The organism is Mycobacterium sp. NGS64 (genome assembly GCF_059812245.1).
Map to the genome: position 1 here is coordinate 737,866 of NZ_JCALCI010000001.1, position 17,951 is coordinate 755,816.

21 protein-coding genes are annotated in these 17,951 nt (G+C 67.3%); 7 read left to right on the forward strand and 14 right to left on the reverse strand.

Annotated features, from left to right (window positions below; all coding sequences use genetic code 11):
* Position 1: 1 nt before the first annotated feature.
* From AC5Y4S_RS03650 to AC5Y4S_RS03660, 3 genes are all read right to left on the reverse strand, one after another.
* Complete coding sequence (locus tag AC5Y4S_RS03650; RefSeq protein WP_500029908.1) at positions 2-508, reverse strand: peptidoglycan recognition protein family protein; 507 nt, start codon at positions 506-508, stop codon at positions 2-4.
* A 189-nt stretch (positions 509-697) separates the two neighbouring features.
* On the reverse strand, positions 698-1,165 hold the full coding sequence (locus tag AC5Y4S_RS03655; protein ID WP_500029911.1) for a DUF732 domain-containing protein: 468 nt from the start codon (positions 1,163-1,165) through the stop codon (positions 698-700).
* Positions 1,166-1,358: 193 nt separating this feature from the next.
* The gene (locus tag AC5Y4S_RS03660; RefSeq protein ID WP_500029913.1) at positions 1,359-1,955 is read right to left on the reverse strand and encodes a DUF732 domain-containing protein; all 597 of its coding nucleotides are present in this window, start codon (positions 1,953-1,955) and stop codon (positions 1,359-1,361) included.
* Positions 1,956-1,992: 37 nt separating this feature from the next.
* Between AC5Y4S_RS03660 and AC5Y4S_RS03665 the strand changes: the two genes are divergently transcribed.
* Complete coding sequence (locus tag AC5Y4S_RS03665; RefSeq protein ID WP_500029915.1) at positions 1,993-2,316, forward strand: hypothetical protein; 324 nt, start codon at positions 1,993-1,995, stop codon at positions 2,314-2,316.
* A gap of 3 nt (positions 2,317-2,319) precedes the next feature.
* On the opposite strand, the gene AC5Y4S_RS03670 is transcribed toward AC5Y4S_RS03665, so the two are convergent.
* Together AC5Y4S_RS03670 and AC5Y4S_RS03675 are read right to left on the reverse strand one after the other, a co-directional pair.
* Entirely contained in the window at positions 2,320-2,979 is a 660-nt protein-coding gene (locus AC5Y4S_RS03670; protein WP_500029918.1) for a TetR/AcrR family transcriptional regulator, read from the reverse strand.
* 121 nt (positions 2,980-3,100) lie between these two features.
* Positions 3,101-3,793, reverse strand: a complete 693-nt coding sequence (locus AC5Y4S_RS03675) for a TetR/AcrR family transcriptional regulator (protein WP_500029919.1) — start codon at positions 3,791-3,793, stop codon at positions 3,101-3,103.
* 394 nt (positions 3,794-4,187) lie between these two features.
* On the opposite strand from AC5Y4S_RS03675, the gene AC5Y4S_RS03680 reads away from it, so the two are divergent.
* Entirely contained in the window at positions 4,188-4,583 is a 396-nt protein-coding gene (locus AC5Y4S_RS03680; RefSeq protein ID WP_500029923.1) for a DUF4267 domain-containing protein, read from the forward strand.
* Positions 4,580-5,407 carry an LLM class F420-dependent oxidoreductase gene (locus tag AC5Y4S_RS03685; protein ID WP_500029925.1) on the forward strand — a complete coding sequence of 276 codons (828 nt, stop codon included), beginning with the start codon at positions 4,580-4,582 and terminating at the stop codon, positions 5,405-5,407. The genes AC5Y4S_RS03680 and AC5Y4S_RS03685 overlap by 4 nt, the downstream gene beginning before the upstream one ends.
* A gap of 20 nt (positions 5,408-5,427) precedes the next feature.
* Here the strand turns inward: AC5Y4S_RS03685 and AC5Y4S_RS03690 are convergent, their stop codons facing one another.
* The 5 genes from AC5Y4S_RS03690 to AC5Y4S_RS03710 are packed head-to-tail and all read right to left on the reverse strand — an operon-like array spanning position 5,428 to position 10,853.
* Positions 5,428-6,918, reverse strand: coding sequence for a flavin-containing monooxygenase (locus AC5Y4S_RS03690; RefSeq protein ID WP_500029929.1), 1,491 nt, complete (start codon positions 6,916-6,918; stop codon positions 5,428-5,430).
* Between the two features lie 18 nt (positions 6,919-6,936).
* Entirely contained in the window at positions 6,937-8,409 is a 1,473-nt protein-coding gene (locus AC5Y4S_RS03695; RefSeq protein WP_500029931.1) for an aldehyde dehydrogenase family protein, read from the reverse strand.
* A complete protein-coding gene (locus AC5Y4S_RS03700) occupies positions 8,382-9,182 on the reverse strand; it encodes a carboxymuconolactone decarboxylase family protein (protein ID WP_500029933.1) in 801 nt (266 codons plus the stop codon). Before AC5Y4S_RS03700 ends, AC5Y4S_RS03695 begins: the two co-directional genes overlap by 28 nt.
* Before the next feature lie 34 nt (positions 9,183-9,216).
* Positions 9,217-10,026 carry a mycofactocin-coupled SDR family oxidoreductase gene (locus tag AC5Y4S_RS03705; RefSeq protein ID WP_500029935.1) on the reverse strand — a complete coding sequence of 270 codons (810 nt, stop codon included), beginning with the start codon at positions 10,024-10,026 and terminating at the stop codon, positions 9,217-9,219.
* On the reverse strand, positions 10,023-10,853 hold the full coding sequence (locus tag AC5Y4S_RS03710; RefSeq protein WP_500029937.1) for a mycofactocin-coupled SDR family oxidoreductase: 831 nt from the start codon (positions 10,851-10,853) through the stop codon (positions 10,023-10,025). Before AC5Y4S_RS03710 ends, AC5Y4S_RS03705 begins: the two co-directional genes overlap by 4 nt.
* Positions 10,854-10,897: 44 nt before the next feature.
* Here AC5Y4S_RS03710 and AC5Y4S_RS03715 point away from each other — a divergent pair, with 44 nt between their 5' ends.
* Positions 10,898-11,491, forward strand: a complete 594-nt coding sequence (locus AC5Y4S_RS03715) for a TetR/AcrR family transcriptional regulator (RefSeq protein WP_500029940.1) — start codon at positions 10,898-10,900, stop codon at positions 11,489-11,491.
* Position 11,492: 1 nt separating this feature from the next.
* Here the strand turns inward: AC5Y4S_RS03715 and AC5Y4S_RS03720 are convergent, their stop codons facing one another.
* From AC5Y4S_RS03720 to AC5Y4S_RS03730, 3 genes are all read right to left on the reverse strand, one after another.
* Positions 11,493-12,956 (reverse strand): protein adenylyltransferase SelO, encoded by a 1,464-nt coding sequence (locus AC5Y4S_RS03720; RefSeq protein WP_500029944.1) that lies wholly within the window; start codon positions 12,954-12,956, stop codon positions 11,493-11,495.
* Between the two features lie 28 nt (positions 12,957-12,984).
* Positions 12,985-13,551, reverse strand: a complete 567-nt coding sequence (locus AC5Y4S_RS03725; RefSeq protein WP_068175782.1) for a hemerythrin domain-containing protein — start codon at positions 13,549-13,551, stop codon at positions 12,985-12,987.
* Positions 13,552-13,697: 146 nt separating this feature from the next.
* A complete protein-coding gene (locus AC5Y4S_RS03730) occupies positions 13,698-13,979 on the reverse strand; it encodes a WGxxGxxG family protein (RefSeq protein ID WP_500029948.1) in 282 nt (93 codons plus the stop codon).
* A 184-nt stretch (positions 13,980-14,163) separates the two neighbouring features.
* Here AC5Y4S_RS03730 and AC5Y4S_RS03735 point away from each other — a divergent pair, with 184 nt between their 5' ends.
* The 3 genes from AC5Y4S_RS03735 (at position 14,164) to AC5Y4S_RS03745 (ending at position 16,706) form a co-directional block, all read left to right on the forward strand.
* Complete coding sequence (locus AC5Y4S_RS03735; protein ID WP_500029952.1) at positions 14,164-14,982, forward strand: hypothetical protein; 819 nt, start codon at positions 14,164-14,166, stop codon at positions 14,980-14,982.
* A 75-nt stretch (positions 14,983-15,057) separates the two neighbouring features.
* Positions 15,058-15,978, forward strand: a complete 921-nt coding sequence (locus AC5Y4S_RS03740) for an HpcH/HpaI aldolase/citrate lyase family protein (protein ID WP_500032122.1) — start codon at positions 15,058-15,060, stop codon at positions 15,976-15,978.
* An 11-nt stretch (positions 15,979-15,989) separates the two neighbouring features.
* A complete protein-coding gene (locus AC5Y4S_RS03745; protein WP_500029954.1) occupies positions 15,990-16,706 on the forward strand; it encodes a mycothiol-dependent nitroreductase Rv2466c family protein in 717 nt (238 codons plus the stop codon).
* Here the strand turns inward: AC5Y4S_RS03745 and AC5Y4S_RS03750 are convergent.
* Positions 16,668-17,924 carry an HNH endonuclease signature motif containing protein gene (locus tag AC5Y4S_RS03750; RefSeq protein ID WP_500029956.1) on the reverse strand — a complete coding sequence of 419 codons (1,257 nt, stop codon included), beginning with the start codon at positions 17,922-17,924 and terminating at the stop codon, positions 16,668-16,670. The two genes, AC5Y4S_RS03745 and AC5Y4S_RS03750, sit on opposite strands and share 39 nt — an antisense overlap.
* Positions 17,925-17,951: the final 27 nt, after the last annotated feature.

Sequence of the window (17,951 nt, forward strand, 5' to 3'; positions counted from 1 at the left end):
GTCAGCTGCCCGCCTCGATGGCCGCGACTTTTGCGGCCGCGTCGGGCCCGCAAAAACGCTGGAGGTCCACCGGGCCGGCGGCCAGCAGATCGTCAATGCGGCGCTTGAGGTCACCCGACGAGAGATGGGCATAAAGGCTCGCGCCCGGGCAGGACGTCGAGGCCAGGTCGCGATGGCCCGCCAATGTGTTGCTTGCGACCCGAAAGTTCTGCGCGGCCCAAGCGAACGCGAGCGCGGCTCCCTGCAGCTGGGCCTCGGACACGGCCTCTTGATCGAAGTCGCCTTCGCAGAGCACCAGGAAATGGCCGGTCGTGTTGTAGTCCGTCGCTGTGTCGCCCGCGAATTCGGTGCTTCGCAATTCGTAGATGTTGCCGTTGCGGTCGACGCCGACGTGATACGCGATGTCGATCCAGCCCTTCTCGTCTTGGTGGTACCGCTGGTCTTGACGCAAATGGCTTGGAGCATTGCGGTTTTCGCCGAGGACCACCGCCTCGTGGTGCAGGGTCATGCGGGTGATGGTGTGGGGCTTCCCGCCGGCGCGGGCCGGCCGTGCGCCCCAGGCGTCTCGGCAGAGCAATTGCGCCGACGTAGCGGCCGAGGCAACGTCCGTCCGTGCCGCACCCGCGCCGATCACCGACAAGCCGATGCCGCCCGCCAGCCGCAGCAGCTGACGGCGGTCGACCATGGGCCAGTGCTCCTACTTCGCCGCACTCGGGCAGTACGCAAAGACGGCGGCCTGCGCCAAACGCAAGGCGTCGTCATGACTGAACTTTTTAGGCCACGGATTACCCGCGGCTCTGTCCTGGTTCTGTGCGGCCAGGATGTTGTTCACCGTGGACTCGATGGGCTCCGGCCGCGGCGGCAACATCATGAAGCAGGTGTGGTGGCCAAGCTCCATGAACCGCTGACGCATGGCCTCCTTTCCGCTGTCACTGATGCCGTAGCTGTCTAGCGTGGACAGGAATTGTGCGTCCGCGCCGTCGGCCGGGGCGTTGCCGGCGCTCGAGGCGCTGACCGTGACGGTTTGCGGGCCCGGCGACATCGCCGTTTTGTCCCGTGACAGGTACACCCCCACCGAAATGAGGCCCGCCAGGGCGGCTACCGCGAGAGCCGCCCCACCGATGAGCACCCCAACCGGCGTCTGCCTGGTTCGGCTGCCCGTCATGCGCGGCCTCCTCTGATTCCCGGATGGTCGCCAAGGGTGCTCGCGCTTCGTGGATCAAGCCGACCCCTCGCCCGGACTCCCCAGGCAACCCCAAGTCCAATCAATATCGCACCGTTTACGCTCCGGAGTTCAACGACACGTCAATGGCCGATGTCGAAGTCTGTCATGGCGGCGGCGGTCCGTACAGACCGCGCTAGGACACCGAGCCGACCAGGTTGGCGTTCTGCGGGCAGTACGCGTGGACGGAGATCGTCACGTAGGTATCGGCGTCGAGCCCCGGATTGCTCGTCCGGAACGCCCCGACTATCTGCGGCACCGTCATCCCCTGACGGATGTCGTCGCACACCACCTTCCCGTTGTGAACGGCGGCCTCGGGATTGGCGAACGAGATGCCGTGATCGTTCAAGTCCTGCACGTACTTGTTGTCCTGATCCGGCGTGGACACGATGGACGACGGCCCGGCCGCTGAAGGCGGCGCTGCGGGTGCGGTCGGTGCAGCCGTTGGCGCGGCCGGTTGCGGACCCTTCGGGGACGGGCTGAAGAGCCAGAAGACCAGGACGATCGCGCCCGCCAACCCCAGACCGCCCATCAGCAGCGCGGCGGCCTTTCGCCAAGTGGCGCTCCATGATTGGCGGTCTTCCGGTGGTTCATCCCGGACGTCGTCGTACGCGCGCGCGGACGTGCGGTCGGCTTCATCTGAAGCCGCGTGATTGGGTACGGCAACCGTCTCGGCGCGGTTGAGCCCGAACGTTTCGTCGGCAGCCGGAGACGGCTCGGCCATGACGGCCATCGTAGCCATCGCCGAGCGATTGTGAGAACCTCGCGCTATGTCAGCCTCGCCTGACCACCACGCCGACCCGGGCGGCCGGGGCGTTTCCGGAGGCCGCACCGAGCGCGCGATGGATTTGCTTCGGCGCGTGTTGCAATACGAGGTCAGCGTCGGGGCGCTGATCGAACTGGCGCTGTGGCTCGCGATCCCGTACCTGTGCATCGGCTTCGTGTGGGCGGTCCTGCACACCGACGAGACGCAGCGAATCCAGGCGCGACTCGAAACCGTGTTCCCGACGGCCCCCGACGTCGCGGCATTTGGCCTGACGGCGGCGCTGTGGCCGGCTTCGATCCAAATCGCCGATGCGTGCCCGGCCAAGTAACGGCTAACCCGCCGCGGCGTCCCCGGTAACCCGTTCGATCGTCTGGGGCGCGACGCCGAGTCCGCGCAGGCAGAATCGCAGCGCGCGTTCGCGGACGACGGCGCGGTCCCAACGATGGGTCGCCCACTGCCGCTGGGTGCCTGCCCAAACGACGCCGTGGATCGATTTCGCCGCGGTCGACGGGACGATGTCTTCGAACACGCCGAGTTCGAGCCCGCGCTCGAGCTGCTCGATGAGCGGCTCGAGTATCGCTCCGTAGGCGGGGGCCACCATCTCCGGCGAGGAGAGCGCTTTCGAGTGAGCCTCCAACGACAGGCGGCGCGAACCCGATTCGGCGGTGTCTCCAAAGGCGAGTTCGAGTCGCCCGTCGACCCACGCGACGACGGCGTCGACCGGGTTGGTGGTGTTCGCCATCCGGCCCCTCAACCGTTGGGTCTCCATGCGGGCCAGCTCTAGAAAGACCTCCGCAACCAACTGATCCTTCGAGTCGAAATGCCGGTAGAAGGCGCGGGTACTGAGCTGCGCGCGTTCCAGCACGGCGGCGACGCTAAGCCCTCGGACGCCGTGGTCGTGCATCGACTGAGAGGCGGCGTCCAGGATGGCGCACCGCACGTCCGGGTCGGGGGCGAGCTTGTTCCGTCGCTGCGTCAACGAGGTGGTCATGGGTCAGAAGAGGGTCGTCCGGTTATAGAGGCGTTTCATAGGTGCGTAGGTACCCCGCGTCATTGCCAGCGGAAACCTCCCAACATCGGCCAATCGAAAATTTACGTTTTCGAAATCTGTGCTAGCCCACGGCGGTGACTTGCTCGATGGTGTGCGGCGCCACGCCCAACCCGCGCAGGCAGAACCGGACCGCTCGGTCGCGGACCTCGTCTCGGTCCCAATGGTTCGTCGCCCACTGCCGCTGCGTGCCGGCCCACACGACGCCGTGTATCGACTTGGCCGCGACCGCCGGGACGATGTCCTTGAACACGCCCAGTTCCAGGCCAAGCTGGAGCTGCTCGATGAGCGGCTCGAGGATTGCACCGTAGGCGGGTGTCACCGCCTCGGGAGTGGAGATCATTTTCGATTGGGCTTCCAGCGACACCTGCCGCAGCTCCGCCCTGATGTCCTCGTCGAACGCGAGGTCGAGCCGCCCGTCGATCCAGGCGGCCACCGCCTCGATCGGGTCGGTGGCTTGCGACATCTTGTCGCGCAGCCGCGTCACCTCGCTGCGCGTCATCTCCAGGAAGACCGCCGCCACCAGTTGGTCCTTCGACTCGAAATGGCGGTAGAACGCTCGGGTGCTCAGCTGCGCGCGTTCCAGCACCGTGGCGACGCTGAGTCCCCGAACACCCTGCTCGCGAACCGATTTCGCCGCGGCATCGACGATCGCGCGGCGCACGTCGGGGTCGGGCGCAAGCTTCTTGCGGCGTGGCGTGACCGTGTGGCTGGCATATTGCTGCGGACGCGCTCGCGGATCCCCCTGTCCCGTCATAGTTTGTAAAAATAATCCGCTGATCGGTCGTACACACCCGCTTTCGGAAACCCCGTGTCGGCCGAGTGACGTCGCGCAGGACCGAGAGCGAAGGAAATGTTGGCCGAGCCTTCTATTAGACAAATGCACAATTGTTCTCGCTCGAATTAGTTCTCGCGGGTTTGTGGCTGGTCTCGGCCGTTTCGGTGGCGTGGCTTGCGGGTCGCAAACGCCGACGTGGCAATTGCGTTTCACCCGAACGGGTTTGCTGAAGTCGAGCAACGTACCGCAACTTCCTTAAAGCTCTCACTGGCCAAAATTCATCACTGAAAACGACCATTTCGGTGAACTCTAGTTCACTAGCGAGCGGAAGGTCGTGCTCGTGCACCGGAGCGATTGGCTCTAGGCTGCGGCCATGGCAATCGACCGGGCCGCGCTTGTCGCGGGCAGCATCCGACTCGCGTCGGGCATCTCCTTCCTCGTCGATCCGCTCCGGGCGAACCGGTTGTGGGGCGACCCGGAGGAACCGACGCCGACGGCGCGACTGTTGCTGCGTTCCATGGGCTATCGCGATGCGTTGATCGGCGGGCTGCTCGCCGCGGCGGCGCTGCGCGGCAAGGACACCCGCGGCTGGTTCCTGGCCTCAGGCGGTGCCGACGCGGCCGACCTGCTCGGCGGGATGAGTGTGCACGACGAGTTGAAGACGTCGCAGCGGGTCATCGGCCTCGGCGGTGCCGTCGTCGGTATCGGCGTGGGGCTTTGGGGCGCCACGCGGCGTAACGTCGTCGGGCGACGAGGGGAGCAACCATGAGAATCGGCGTCCTGACGTTCATCACCGACGAAGGAATCGGCCCGGTCGAGTTGGGCCGGGCACTCGAGGAGCGCGGGTTTGCCTCCCTGTTCCTGGCCGAGCACACGCACATCCCCGTCGACGCCAAGACGCCGTATCCGATGGGCGGCCCGATTCCGCGGAAGTACTACCGGACGTTCGATCCGTTCGTGGCGTTGACCGCGGCGGCTGTCGCGACCGAGCAACTCGTCCTGGGCACCGGGATCGCGCTGGTCCCGCAGCGAGACCCGATCCTGACGGCCAAGGAGGTGGTCTCGCTCGATCTGGTATCGCAGGGGCGATTCCGCTTTGGTGTGGGCGTGGGCTGGCTGCGCGAGGAGATTGCGAACCATGGCGTCGATCCCGGTGTGCGCGGCCGCACGGCGGACGAGCGGCTGGACGCGATGATCGAGATCTGGACGCGGGAAAAGGCTGAGTTCCACGGCGAATTCGTGAACTTCGATCCGATCTACAGCTGGCCCAAGCCGCTGACCAAGCCGTATCCGCCGCTGTACGTGGGCGGCGGGTCGGGGGCCTTCAAGCGCATCGCCCGGCTCAACGCCGGCTGGCTCGCCATGAGCGGGTCGGCGGGCGCCCTGTCGGGTCAGCTGGAGGAGTTGCGCGCCGTTGCCGGGCATGACGTCCCGGTGATCAACATGCACATGGGGAAGCACACGGCGCAAGCACTCGAGGGTTACCTGCCGCTGGGCGTGGAGCAGGCTTTGGTTGAGCTGCCCACCGAGCCGCGCGACGAGACGCTGCGCCGTTTGGACGAGCTGCAGGCCGAGTTCGCGCAATTGGCGTAAACCCCTGCCGGGCAGGGCATCTAACGGACCAGGGCCGCTTCCAGCAGCGACCAATAGTTGCGTTCCCGCTCGGTCAGCTCGTTGGATGTGATCGCACCGAAGGTGGCGGCGTCGCGCGCGAACCGGGTCGGCGCGTCGGGCAACGCGTCGGGGCCTTGGAGCCGGAAACAACTCGGCGCCAGGGGACCGAACAGTAAGGCGCGCCGTAACTCCGGCCAGTCATCCGGCTTCGGCTCGACACCAGCGGCGCGGGCGAACGTCACGGCGACCAGGTTCATCCGCGTCTTTTGGGACGTCCCTCGCCGTGAGCGATAGGCCGTGATCGCCGACCGCTGGTCGGTCTCGGTGGGCGACGAGATGGTGCCGCCCCATGTGTACGCGATCCACCTGGCTTGAAGTTCAAGCGGCACAAAGTATCCGCCCGACTGATCCCACATGCCCACGAACGCCAGACCCGGAAGATCGGGATGGAAGGTGTAGCGGTCGGCGTCCAGGTGCACCGAGTCCAAATCGAGGACGCGCCGGATGTCTTCCCCGAGGAATGGCATCGAAAGATTGAACCCGGTGCCGAACACGATCCCGTCGAATTCCTCGGTGCGGCCGTCGGCGAACGCCACCGTCGTGCCCGCGACCGACTCCATCCACGGGCGCACCGAGATCCGGCCCTCGGCCACCAGCGGCAGGTAGTGCTGGTTGAGGGTGAGGCCGGCCACCGAGACGGAAGGGTCCGGCGCCGGCGCGCCGTACTGTTCGGGGCTCCCTCCCGCCGCGACCACCATCTCCTTGAGTTGCCGGTCGATCTCGGCCGGCTGCAGCGTCTCGTCGGCCAGCGTTCCGTACCGCGTATAGACCCGGTGATCGGACGGGACGCCGGCGGCGAACTTGGGCAGCACGTACCGCTGGCGCCGCTGGGTCACCACGACGCGTGCCGCGCCGAGTTGGGCGAGTTCCGTCGCGATCTCGAGCGCGCTGATCGCGCAGCCCGCCACCAGAACGCGCTTACCTTGATACGGGGCGGGCCCGCGGTAGTGGTATGTCGCGGTCGCTCCGGCCGAGCCGGCGAATGTCTCGAGCCCCGGCACCGGGGGAATGGCTGCAGCGTGGAACCTTCCGGTGGCCACCACGACCCGCTCGAAACTTTCCTCCCCGCCGGCATAACGAACGAGCCAGCGGGCGCCGTCTCGCGTGACGAGTTCGACCGGAGTCCCGAACAGGATGCGCTCGACGAGCCGGAACCTTTCGGCGTAGCGGCGCAAATAGTCGAGAATGGCGCGGTTGGACGGATAGACGAGGCCGGTCTCGTGCTCGAGGTCGCTGAAGGCCGTCAGGACGCGGCTGCTGTTCGTGTGCATGCTGGGCCATACGCCGCTGCGGCCGTCGAGGCCCGCCCATTGCCCGCCGAGCACGGGTGAGCGCTCGAAGATCGCCGGCTCGAACCCCTGGGACACCAGCCAACGCGCCGCGATGAGACCGCCCGGTCCCGCCCCGATCACCGCGACGTTTCCAGCCATCCTGGAACTCTAAACGCTTCAGCCCATGCCGATTCGAATGTTCTTGACTTGCAGGAACTCATAGAGGCCGTCGAGGCCGCCGGTGCGGCCGAAGCCGCTTTGCTTGAAACCGCCATACGGTCCCTGCGGTGAGATGTCGCTGAACGTGTTGACCCACACCGAGCCCGCCTCGAGCCGGCGCGCCACCCGGTGCGCACGGGCGAGGTCGCGCGTCTGCACAAAGGCGTTCAAGCCGTATGGCGTGTCGTTGGCGAGGCGCACCGCTTCGGCTTCGCTGCCGAACTTCATCAGGGACACCACCGGGCCGAAGGTCTCCGTTTGGGCCAGCGTGGAGGCATTGTCCACGCCGCCGAACACGGTCGGCTCGATGTAGTATCCCGCCGCCAGCTCGCCGCCCAATCTGGTTCCGCCGGTGAGCAATTCACCCGCTTTGTTGCCGACGGCGTCGTCGATCTCGGCGATGATGCGATCGGCGGCGGGCTGGCTGATGACCGGCCCGAACACCACGCCGGGGTCGAACGGGTCACCCACCTTGGCGCTCTTGACGACACCCACGAAGCGTTCGGCGAACGCGTCATAGACCGATTCGTGCACCAGAATCCGGCTGGCGCAGGCGCAGCTCTGTCCCGACTGGATCAGCGGGCCCTGGTGCGCCGAGAGCATGGCGGCCGCGTCGAGGTCGGCGTCGTCGAAGACGATCATTGCCGACTTGCCGCCGAGCTCGGCGACCACCGGTGTCAGGTTCGTCGCCGCCGCCTCAAGGACCTTGCGGGCCGTCGCCGCGCCGCCGGTGAAGTGCACCTTGCGGATGCCCGGGTGGCGGACGAGGGCGTCACCGCCTTCGGGTCCGGCGGGCACCACGTTGACGAGCCCGGCGGGTAGGCCCGCCGCCATGCACAGCTCGCCGAATCGCAAGGCGGCGAACGGCGCCACCTCCGACGGCTTGAGCACGACGGCGTTGCCCGCCGCCAGCGCCGGGGCTACGCAGGAGGCGATCACCACCAGCGCGCCGTTCCACGGGGTGATGACGCCGACGACGCCGTAGGGCTCGCGCTCGACGAGGTTGACGTCGAACGATTCGGCCACCGGCGTGCTGAGGCCGTGCGGTTTGTCGACGTAGCCCGCGAAGTGGCGCAGAAATCGTTCGAGCAGAATCGCGTTGCCGGCGAGCGAGATTGGGACGGCGTAGTCGTGCACGTTGAGCCGGGCCAGCTCGTCCAGATCGTCGCGGACCGCGTCGGCCAGGCCGATCAACTTATCCCGCCGGCGATCGGCGGTGAGCGACATCCATTCTCGATGGGCCGCCCACGCGGAGGCGACCGCCTCGTCGATCTCGGCGGCGCCGGCCAATTGCACGCTCGCGTTGGGCTGGCCGGTGGCCGGGTAGATGTGCTGGTGGACCCCGCCGGACGACCGGGTCACGCGGTCGCCGCCGATCAGTAGTCCTCCGGACAGCGACGAGTTCACGTTGCCGTGGCTTCCGCATGCCATTCCGCCGACACCCGCTGCTTCTGCTCGCCGATCACCTGGCTCAGGTGGGAGGCCTTCGGCCAGCCGTAGTAGGCGGCGAAATGCAGGGCCAGCTCGTCCATCTCGTCGAACGAGATGTCGCGGCTCTTGAGCGCGGCGTAGACGTGGCTGAGGATCGGGATGGGCGCGTCCTGGATGGCCACACACGCCACCGTCACCAGGCGCCGCTCCTTGATTCCCAGCCCCGGCCGCAACCACATCTCGCCGAACACGAAGTTCAAAATCCCCGCGCCGGAGTAGGGGTTGTCGCGGATCGGAACAAACGGAATGCAATTGACCGTCCTGAAGCATTCCTCCCCGCCCGCCAACCGGCTCTCCGGATCGCTCGGGGTGACCAAGGGCAGCAGCGGCTCGGGTGGCGGCACGTCCTGGCCGCGCTCGCGCTGGATCCGTTCCCATTGCGCGTCGACGGCCATGTTGAATCGGGACGCCTTGGGCCAACCGGCGTATACCGCGAAATGCAAGACCGTTTCGCGCATCTCGGTGATGGTCAGGTCGCCGCTGTTCAACGCCGCGTACACGTGATCCTGCAGAGGCTCCTCGGCGTCGGCGGCCGCGACGCAGGCCAGCGTGACGAAACGCCGGTCCCTGCGGCTCAGAATCGGGCGCGACCAGATTTCGGCGAAGACGAAATCGATCAGGCCGCTGGTGGTCGTGGGGCTCGGATCGTCGGGCGGCGACACCGTCATCACCTCGGCGAAACGGTGCCTGCCCAGTTCTGAGCGCTCTGTCATGGAACCAGCTTTCTGCGTTGGGTTTTGGCGGCCGTCACCGTAGGGTGACGCCGGCGTCCACCTTGAACTCCAGCCCGGTGACGAATCGGGACTCGTCCGACACCAGGAACAGCACAGCGTTGCTGATGTCGATCGCCTCGGCCATGAGGGTGGGCAGGGCATTGAGGAAGATGGGGATCAAGTCGGGCCGCGTCTCGGCCAGGAGGCCCTGCAGGGATTCCGGGCGCATTCCCGTCTCCACCCCCGTCGGGTGCACGGTGTTGACCCGAACGCTCTGCGCGGCAAGCTCATTGGCCAGCGCGCGACTTAACCCGACGACGCCGTGCTTAGACGCCGTGTACGGAAGGTGCAGCGGGGTGCCCTTCAGCCCGGCCGAGGAACTGACGAGGATGAGGCTGCCGCCCTGGCCGACGAGGTGGGGGAGGGCGGCGGCGCAGGTGTTCCAGGTGCCGATGAGGTTGACGTCGACGACGGTGCGCCACTGCTCCGGCGTCGTCGTGTCCCAGGTGCCGACGGTCAGCACCCCGGCGTTGGCCACGGCGGCGTCCAGGCCGCCCAATTCGGCGACGCCGTCGTCGACCGCCGCGGCCAGGGCCGCCGCGTCGCGGATGTCGACCACATGGAGGACCGCGCGGCGGTCGTGCTTTTCGATCAGCCTCGCGGTTTCCTCGAGGTCCGCGCGCGAGGCGAGGGGATACTCGATCTCCGGCAGCGAGGCGCAGATGTCGACCAGGATGAGGTCGGCCCCTTCCTCGGCCAGGCGCACGGCATGGCTGCGGCCCATTCCCCGCGCGGCGCCGGTTACCAGCACCCGCTTGCCGGCGACTCGCCCAGTGGCGCTCATAGCTTGTTGCAGAACCCGGCGTCGACGGGGAAGGTCACCCCGGTGACGTACTTGGCCTCGTCGGAGACCAGGTAGGCGATGGCGGCGCTGATGTCCTCGGGCTCCAGCAGGCCGACCGGCATCGGGTTTTGCAGGTGTGGGCCGCCGTCGGGGTAGTTCTCGAGGAATTCGGTCATGGCGGGGTTGACCGCCATCATGGTGTTGACCGCGGTCGGGTGCACGGTGTTGACCCGAATGTTCAGCGGCGCAAGCGCGTTGGCGAGCGTCCGCATCAGCCCGACGATGCCGTGTTTGGACGCCGCGTAGCCCAGGCCGCCACCCTGCAGGCCGCCGAAACCTTTCAGCCCGGCCGTGGAGCTGGTGAAGATGATCGCCCCGCCGCGATTACCGGCGAGCAGGTGCGGAATCGCCGCCCACGCGGTGTGGTAGGCGCCGTCGAGGTTGACCCCGGTGGCCGCCTTCCACTGCGCCAGCTCCTCCTCGATCGTCAGCTCGCGGAAGGCCACCGGCGCGATCCCCGCGTTGGCCAGGACGATGTCGAGGCGACCGAACTGTTCGACGCCGGCGTCCACCGCCGACTTGACCTGATGGAAGTCGCGGACGTCGGCCACCAGCCCCAGCATCTTGGCGCCCTCGCCCTCGACGAGGGCCACCGTTTCGTCGAGCTCGGAGCGGCTGGCCATCGGGTAGCCGTTCGCGGCGATGTCTTCGCAGATGTCGATGCCGACGATGTTGGCCCCGTCGCGCGCCAGGCGAATCGCGTGGCTGCGGCCCTGGCCGCGAGCGACCCCGGTGATGAAGGCGACCTTGCCTTCCAGTTGGCCCATGATTCTGCCCTTCAGTAACGTGGTTACCCGAGCCGTAGAGTAACATGGTTACTGTGCTTGCAGAAGGGGGTCGCCAGCCGGATCCGATCATCGAGATCGTGGTCGAGCTGCTGGACACGCAGGGCTACGAGGCCGTGCAGCTCCGCGAGGTGGCCAAGCGCGCGCGGGTATCCCTCGCCACCATCTACAAGCGGTACGCGACCCGCGACGAGCTGATCGTCGCCGCCCTCGAATGGTGGATGGACACCAATCGCTACGCGAACCTGCCGTCACCGGCCACCGGCGCGAGCGGCGAATCGCTTTACTCCGACCTAATGCAGGTGATGCGGACGATTTTCGAGCCATGGGAAAAGCACCCGACGATGCTGCGATCGTACTTTCGCGCACGATCGGGGCCGGGTGGCGAACGGCTGATCCAGCGCGGCGTGGACGCGGTGGTACCGGTCACCAAATCGATCACGGCGCAAGTGGATTCGGACTATGCGAAAGATCTCGAGCTCATCCTGACGGGCGTGGTCTTCGGCTTCCTGGGGCGTTTTGCGCAGGGCGAGATCGAGGTCACCGAGATCGTGCCCGGGATCGAGCGCGCCGTGTTCTGGTTGACGGCGGCCTACGAGAACCGCGCCGTCGCGCGATAGTTCAAGTGCCGCAGAACGTTTGGTACGCGCCGAAATCCTCGGGCGCGGGGCTTGCGTAGCGCTCGAGGCCCGGGCGTTCGTCATACGGTGCGGTGACTGCGCCGAGCAGGCGCCCAAGCGGGTCGAGATCGCCGGCCGTCGCCGCGGCCAGCGCCTCCTCGACAAGGTGATTGCGCGGAATGTAGACGGGGTTGGCGCGGTCCATCGATTCGGCGTCCGGGCCGAGGGCGCGCCAGCGCGCCAACCAGTCGTCGAACCCGGCAAGGTTGATGAACAGCCCGCGCGCTACTTCCGATTCGCCGCGCGCCGCCCGCCCGAGGTGGCGGAAGAAGGACGTGTAGTCGACGTGGCTCTCGTTCAGCAGCGCAAGCAAGTCGTCGGCCAGCGGTGCCACGACTCCGGCGTCCACGTCGTCGGACAGACCCAGTTTGGCGCGCATGCCGGCCGACCACACGGCGTCGTAGCTGGGCCGGAAAATCCCGAACGCTTCCTCGGCGAGCTCCACCGCCTCGTCAACATCGTTGGACAGCAACGGAATCAGTGATTCGGCGAACCGGGCGAGATTCCATCCGGCGACCACCGGCTGGTTGCCGTAGGCGTAGCGACCCCAGAAATCGATGGAGCTGAAAACCGTGTCCGGGTCATAGGCCTCCATGAAGGCGCACGGCCCGTAGTCGATGGTTTCACCGGAGATCGTCATGTTGTCGGTGTTCATCACCCCGTGCACGAAGCCGATCAGCATCCATCGGGCGATCAGCGACGCCTGGACGGCAACCACTGCTTCGAACAGGGCCAGGTACGGCCGCTCGGCCTCGGCCCCATTCGGATGGTGCCGCGCGATCGCATGGTCGGCGAGGCGGCGCAGCAGATCGACGTCGCCGGTGGCCGACGCGTATTGGAAGCTGCCCACGCGCAGGTGACTGCTGGCGACACGGGTAAGCACGGCGCCGGGCAGCTGCGTCTCGCGCTGTACGGGCCGCCCGGTGGCGACGACGGCCAGCGATCGGGTCGTTGGGACGCCCAGCGCGTGCATCGCCTCGCTGACGATGTACTCGCGCAGCATCGGGCCCACCGCCGCCAGGCCGTCGCCGCCGCGCGCGAATGGCGTCGGGCCGGACCCCTTCAGGTGGATGTCGCGCAGGCGCCCGCCGTCGTCGACGAGCTCGCCCAACAGCAGTGCGCGGCCGTCGCCCAATCGCGGGACATACCCGCCAAACTGGTGCCCGGCATAAGCCTGGGCCACCGGAACGGCGCCGCCGGGGACGAGGTTGCCCACCAGGAAACGCAGCCCGTCAGGACTCCGCAGCCAGTCGGCGTCGAGACCGAGCTCGGCGGCCAGCGGTTCGTTGATCGCGAGGAGCCGCAGGTCGGGGGCCGGCTCGGCCTGCCAGCGGACGGCCATCTCCGGCAGCTGGCGAAAGAACCGGTCCTGCAGAGCAACGGTGGTATCCGGCGCAACGCTCACTTCACCGAGACTACGGAAAGTCCCGTCCCTAGCCGATGGCCTGCGCGATCAAGTCACGGGCGCGGTCGAGCATCGAGGCAAACGGCCCGACGGCGAAATTCAGCTTCGCCGATTCCACGCCAGGATGCGGACGGGTGGGGGCTATCGCCTCGGCCGCACGCACCGCCGAGCCCATCCGCTTGAGGTCGTTCGCGTCGACTTCCTTCTGCAGCAGGGGGAATTCTTCGTCCTCCTCGTGCCGGGCGTGGTCGAGCACGGCGTCGCGCAGCTTGGTCAGCTCGTCGACGAACTCCTGCGAGGTGAAGTCGAGTTTCTCGATCCCCGACAGCAGTTCCTTGGCTTCGTGCTCTTCTTTGAGCCGGGCGTCGACGATCGCGTCGCCGCCGTCGACCTCGCGGCGAGTCCGCGGATGCACCACCATCTCCTCGGCCGTCTCGTGCACGGCCAGCAGTTGGCGCAACTCCACGAACGGCTTCTCGCGTGCCTTGGGGTCCGATGCGTGCAGCACTTCGTCAAACATGTCCTCGATGAGGTTGTGCTGCGCTTTGAGAAACGCGACGACCTCCTCGGGAGATTGGACAATCATGTCGGCCATCGCCGATACCTCCATCGATAGGGGATTCGGGGGTGCGGGCTATGGGCTGTGCACCGCTTTGCCAGAAATACCCCGCGCCGGGACGGGTAAACGCGAGCCCCCGTCAGACCGCTTGCAGCATCCGACGGGGGCTTCGGCGGATTCAGCTAGACGTTGCCACGTGTGGTGGGTGTTCCGACAGCCGCGATTGTGTCGGTGTCCTTGCGGCGCTTGAGGCCGATGAGTCCACCCAACCCGAGCAGGCCAAGCAGCCCCCACAGCCCGTTGTTGTCGCTGTGTTGGTCGGTGCTTTGGCCATTGTTGTTGTCGGCCAGCGTCGTTGTGGTCGATGACGGCGCCGGCACACTTTGAGTGGTGGCGTTGGCGACGCCCGCCCCACCGAATAGCAGTGCCCCGGTTGCAGAAATGACCGCAATTGTCTTACGCATATTTGCTCCTGAATTGGTTCTGCTCGGTCGACTGAAGACCGAGCATCAGAGTGGGACCAGTTGCTTCTAGCCCGCGCGAAAAGCGACACGAGAAACAAGGCCCGATGCGTCGCAAGGCATGGCTACCCGGCGTGAGAGGAATGAAACTACACCCGAGGATTTTGCCAAGTACGATCGTTTGCTGATGGATCAGCAGGACCCGCGACAGCGCATCGCCGAGTTGGAGCTGCAGCTCGCGCAGCAGAAGCGCATCGCGGAGCTCGAGCGCCAGCTGGCCGACGCGAGGGCCGCCGCGGGTGACGGCCAACCCCCCAATCACGTTGCGCGTCCGGCCGAGGTCTCCGCCGCGCAGCTGGCCGCGATCGACGAGCACGCGCGCCGGCTGGCCCAGGCCCTGGCGGCCGACCGCGGTCAGCCCTTCGGGGGACCGGCGCCGCTTCGGGAGGCACTTTCACGCGCCGTCGTCGACGCGGGACTGTCGCAGCAGCAGTACAGAGACGTCCTCGACCGCGCCGGCCTGCGCGCGGGCGGCACGATCAAAGTCGGGGGACAAGTCGTCTACCAGCGTTGCGACCCATCCGATCCCGTTTTCCTGGCGCCGCGCCCGCGGGGAGCCTATGGCGGTCAGGGCTTCGCGGCGCCCCAGCGCAAGCTCTCCGGGGCCGGTTGGATCGGGCCGATCGTTGCGCTGCTCGGCGGGGGGATCGGCCTCTGCGTAGGCATCGCGGCGGCGGCGACCGCGCTCATCCCGTCGAGCGCGCTGTGGATGGGCCCTATCGTGTGCCGCAGCGGATACGCGATGGCGTACAACACCTCGCACTACAGCTACAAGCCGGGCCAGTCGGGCACCAGCGTGAGCTTCCAGTGTGTCGGTGACGGCGACTCGTACGACGTCAACGACTTCGCGGTCTTTGCGCTGCAGTCGTTGCTCGCCGCGCTCCTGGTGTTCGCCGTCCTGGCTGTGGGGGGCTTGCTCTGGCGGCGCTCGCACAAGCCCGCGTGATCGTCGGTTCGCCAGGCGACTACGGTCTAAGAAACACGAATTTCACCCCACGGAATGAACATGGCGACAGATCAGATGTACGAACAGGTCGACGACCAGGCGCCGGATCCCGCCGACATCGGCTGGCGCATCGATCCCGTTCTCGCCCGCAGTTGGCTGCTGGTCAACGGCGCGCACGCCGACCGGTTCCAGGCCGCGGCGCATTCCCGCGCCGACATCGTCGTCCTCGACATCGAGGATGCGGTGGCGCCCAAAGACAAGCAGGCCGCCCGCGAGAACGTGGTGCGTTGGCTCAACGCCGAAAACACCGACTGGGTCCGCATCAACGGGTTCGGCACCCCGTGGTGGGCCGATGATTTGGCGGCATTGGCTGATACGCCCGTCGGCGGGGTGATGCTGGCGATGGTCGAATCGGTGGACCACGTCACCGAGACCGCGCAACGCTTGCCCAACGTGCCCATCGTGGCGTTGGTCGAGACGGCCCGGGGACTCGAGCGCATCACCGAGATCGCCGCGGCCAAGGGCACATTCCGGCTCGCGTTCGGGATCGGCGATTTCCGCCGCGACACCGGCTTCGGGGAGGATCCGAGCACCCTGGCGTACGCGCGCTCGCGCTTCACGATCGCCGCCAAGGCGGCCAACCTGCCCAGCGCGATCGACGGGCCGACGATCGGCTCCAACGCCTTGAAGCTCATCGAGGCCACGGCCGTTTCCGTCGAATTCGGGATGACCGGCAAGATCTGCCTGACGCCGGATCAATGCGCCGTGGTGAACGAGGGCCTTTCCCCATCCCAGGACGAAATCTCCTGGGCCAAGGAGTTTTTCGCCGAGTTCGAACGTGACGGGGGAGAGATCCGCAACGGCTCCGACCTGCCGCGTATCGCGAGGGCCACCAAGATCCTGGATCTGGCCCGCGCTTACGGCATCGAGGTGTCGGAGTTCGACGACGAGGAGCGCGTGCACTCGCCGGCGCCGTCGGACACGTATCACTACTAGGAGTCGGCCCGATGAGCGCCACGGTGGACTTTCACTTCGACCCCATGTGCCCGTTCGCCTACCAGACGTCGTTGTGGATCCGCGACGTTCGTGAGCAGCTCGGCATGACCGTCAACTGGCGGTTCTTCAGCCTCGAGGAGGTCAATCGGTCGGAGGGCCAAAAGCACCCGTGGGAACGGGAGTGGTCCTACGGCTGGTCGCTGATGCGGATCGGGGCGCTGCTGCGGCGGACGGACATGTCGTTGCTGGACCGGTGGTACGGCTCGATCGGGCGCGAGCTGCATACCCTGGGCGGCAAGCCGCACGATCCGGCGGTGGCGCGAAAACTGCTGGGCGACATCGGCGTCGACGCGGCGATTTTGGACGAGGCGCTGGACGACCCCACCACCCACGACGAGATTCGCGAGGAACATCAGCGCGTCCTCGACGCGGGCGGGTTCGGCGTGCCCACGCTTTTTCTGTTGGGCCAGTGCCTGTTTGGACCCGTGTTGGTGGATCCACCGACCGGGCCTCCCGCGCTGACCCTGTGGAACGTCGTCACCGGGATGGCCGAGTTGCCGCATGTCTACGAACTGCAGCGACCCAAGGCGCCGGCCGATCTCGATCTCATCGGCCGAAGCCTGCGCCCGTATCTCGATGGGCGCGATTGGGTCAGCATCAACCGCGGCGAAGTCATCGACCTCGAGGGACTAAGCGGCGTGTCGGGCAATGGCGACGCCGATTCGTAATTCGATGTCGCTGACTTCAATCGTGGGAGCCCGAGGTGGGGCCGTCGACCGGTACGTCTGCCCCGTCGGCGTGGTGAACTCGGCTGTGTGCGTGTGGTTTTCGTCCGTGCTGGTGCTGACTCGCCAGCCCGCGGCCTCCTTGGCGTAGTTGCACTGCGCGCAGGACCCCAGACCGTTGTCCGCGGTGGTGGGGCCGCCCGCGGCCCATGGCCGGGCGTGGTCGCGGTGCCGGATCGGCGCGTCGCAATAAGGAGTGCGACAACGTTGATCGCGCATCTCGACGAAGGTTGCCAGGCCGCGCGGGAACAGGCGCGCCCGCGACTCCATCGCGACCAGCGCCCCCGAACGCGGATGCGCGTAGAGCCTGCGCAGCGTCGCCCGGGAGCGCCGGTCCGCCAGCGCGCCGGCGACCATGGCCCGGGCAACCGCCGCCGGAATCGGGCCGTAGCCGCCGAGGTCGGCCGGCGCACGGTCACCGCCCAGCAGCGTTGCGTCCGTGAGGACCAGGTTGACCGCGATCGGGGTAGGGATTGCCGCGTCGCGTCCGGTGACCCGTTCCACCAGGGTGTCCGCCATGACTTGGCCGCGTGAGCGCCCGTCGCAGCGGGTGTCCGCCTCACGGCGCAGCGCCGCGTACACCGAGACTCCCTGGGTCACCGGCAGCAGCGCGGTCACGTAGGTCATCGTGTCCGGCGCCGGTCTAATGGTGACCGTTCGCTCGTTCTCGGCCTTGGCCGCTCGCTCGACGACGGCATGCGGGTCCAGGCGATAGGCGATCGCCTTGGCGGCCGCGGCCAGCCGCGCGTCGCCCACGCCGTTCAGCTTTTCCGGGTCGGCGCACAACTCGGCGTCCAGCGTGCGGCGATCCTCGACGTCCAGGCAGGCGCTTTCGCGCACGATCAGGGTGGCCCGCCACTCCGACAGCGCCCCGCATTCCAACGCGGCCAGCGTATGCGGCATCTCGTACACGAGCGCCTTCGCGAATCCCAGATGCCGGCCGCCCCGGGCGGGGGAATCGCGTCGCGCCAGCGCAATCTCGCTGGCCACACCCCGTCCGCGCTGCGCGGCCGGCACCCCGGCGGCGGCCTCGTTCGAGCGTCGCAACGCATCCAGGGCCGCGGCCAACCGCGCCTGACCCGCGGCGGCCGCCGACTTTTCGCGCTCCAACTCGGCGATCCTCTCGATAAGAGCGGCCTCGTCGGCGTTTGGTTCGAACATACGTTCGATTATACCGAGGCCACCGAC

What these genes read in the sequence shown, in the direction of transcription:
- AC5Y4S_RS03730 (WP_500029948.1), bottom strand. Translation starts at nt 13,979, where the DNA reads ATGCGTAAGACAATTGCGGTCATTTCTGCAACCGGGGCACTGCTATTC.
- AC5Y4S_RS03660 (WP_500029913.1), bottom strand. Translation starts at nt 1,955, where the DNA reads ATGGCCGTCATGGCCGAGCCGTCTCCGGCTGCCGACGAAACGTTCGGG.
- AC5Y4S_RS03710 (WP_500029937.1), bottom strand. Translation starts at nt 10,853, where the DNA reads ATGGGCCAACTGGAAGGCAAGGTCGCCTTCATCACCGGGGTCGCTCGC.
- AC5Y4S_RS03750 (WP_500029956.1), bottom strand. Translation starts at nt 17,924, where the DNA reads ATGTTCGAACCAAACGCCGACGAGGCCGCTCTTATCGAGAGGATCGCC.
- AC5Y4S_RS03690 (WP_500029929.1), bottom strand. Translation starts at nt 6,918, where the DNA reads ATGGCTGGAAACGTCGCGGTGATCGGGGCGGGACCGGGCGGTCTCATC.
- AC5Y4S_RS03700 (WP_500029933.1), bottom strand. Translation starts at nt 9,182, where the DNA reads ATGACAGAGCGCTCAGAACTGGGCAGGCACCGTTTCGCCGAGGTGATG.
- AC5Y4S_RS03725 (WP_068175782.1), bottom strand. Translation starts at nt 13,551, where the DNA reads ATGGCCGACATGATTGTCCAATCTCCCGAGGAGGTCGTCGCGTTTCTC.
- AC5Y4S_RS03745 (WP_500029954.1), top strand. Translation starts at nt 15,990, where the DNA reads ATGAGCGCCACGGTGGACTTTCACTTCGACCCCATGTGCCCGTTCGCC.
- AC5Y4S_RS03675 (WP_500029919.1), bottom strand. Translation starts at nt 3,793, where the DNA reads ATGACGGGACAGGGGGATCCGCGAGCGCGTCCGCAGCAATATGCCAGC.
- AC5Y4S_RS03735 (WP_500029952.1), top strand. Translation starts at nt 14,164, where the DNA reads ATGGATCAGCAGGACCCGCGACAGCGCATCGCCGAGTTGGAGCTGCAG.
- AC5Y4S_RS03650 (WP_500029908.1), bottom strand. Translation starts at nt 508, where the DNA reads ATGACCCTGCACCACGAGGCGGTGGTCCTCGGCGAAAACCGCAATGCT.
- AC5Y4S_RS03740 (WP_500032122.1), top strand. Translation starts at nt 15,058, where the DNA reads ATGTACGAACAGGTCGACGACCAGGCGCCGGATCCCGCCGACATCGGC.
- AC5Y4S_RS03685 (WP_500029925.1), top strand. Translation starts at nt 4,580, where the DNA reads ATGAGAATCGGCGTCCTGACGTTCATCACCGACGAAGGAATCGGCCCG.
- AC5Y4S_RS03695 (WP_500029931.1), bottom strand. Translation starts at nt 8,409, where the DNA reads ATGGCATGCGGAAGCCACGGCAACGTGAACTCGTCGCTGTCCGGAGGA.
- AC5Y4S_RS03715 (WP_500029940.1), top strand. Translation starts at nt 10,898, where the DNA reads ATGGTTACTGTGCTTGCAGAAGGGGGTCGCCAGCCGGATCCGATCATC.
- AC5Y4S_RS03705 (WP_500029935.1), bottom strand. Translation starts at nt 10,026, where the DNA reads ATGAGCGCCACTGGGCGAGTCGCCGGCAAGCGGGTGCTGGTAACCGGC.
- AC5Y4S_RS03680 (WP_500029923.1), top strand. Translation starts at nt 4,188, where the DNA reads ATGGCAATCGACCGGGCCGCGCTTGTCGCGGGCAGCATCCGACTCGCG.
- AC5Y4S_RS03665 (WP_500029915.1), top strand. Translation starts at nt 1,993, where the DNA reads ATGTCAGCCTCGCCTGACCACCACGCCGACCCGGGCGGCCGGGGCGTT.
- AC5Y4S_RS03670 (WP_500029918.1), bottom strand. Translation starts at nt 2,979, where the DNA reads ATGACCACCTCGTTGACGCAGCGACGGAACAAGCTCGCCCCCGACCCG.
- AC5Y4S_RS03655 (WP_500029911.1), bottom strand. Translation starts at nt 1,165, where the DNA reads ATGACGGGCAGCCGAACCAGGCAGACGCCGGTTGGGGTGCTCATCGGT.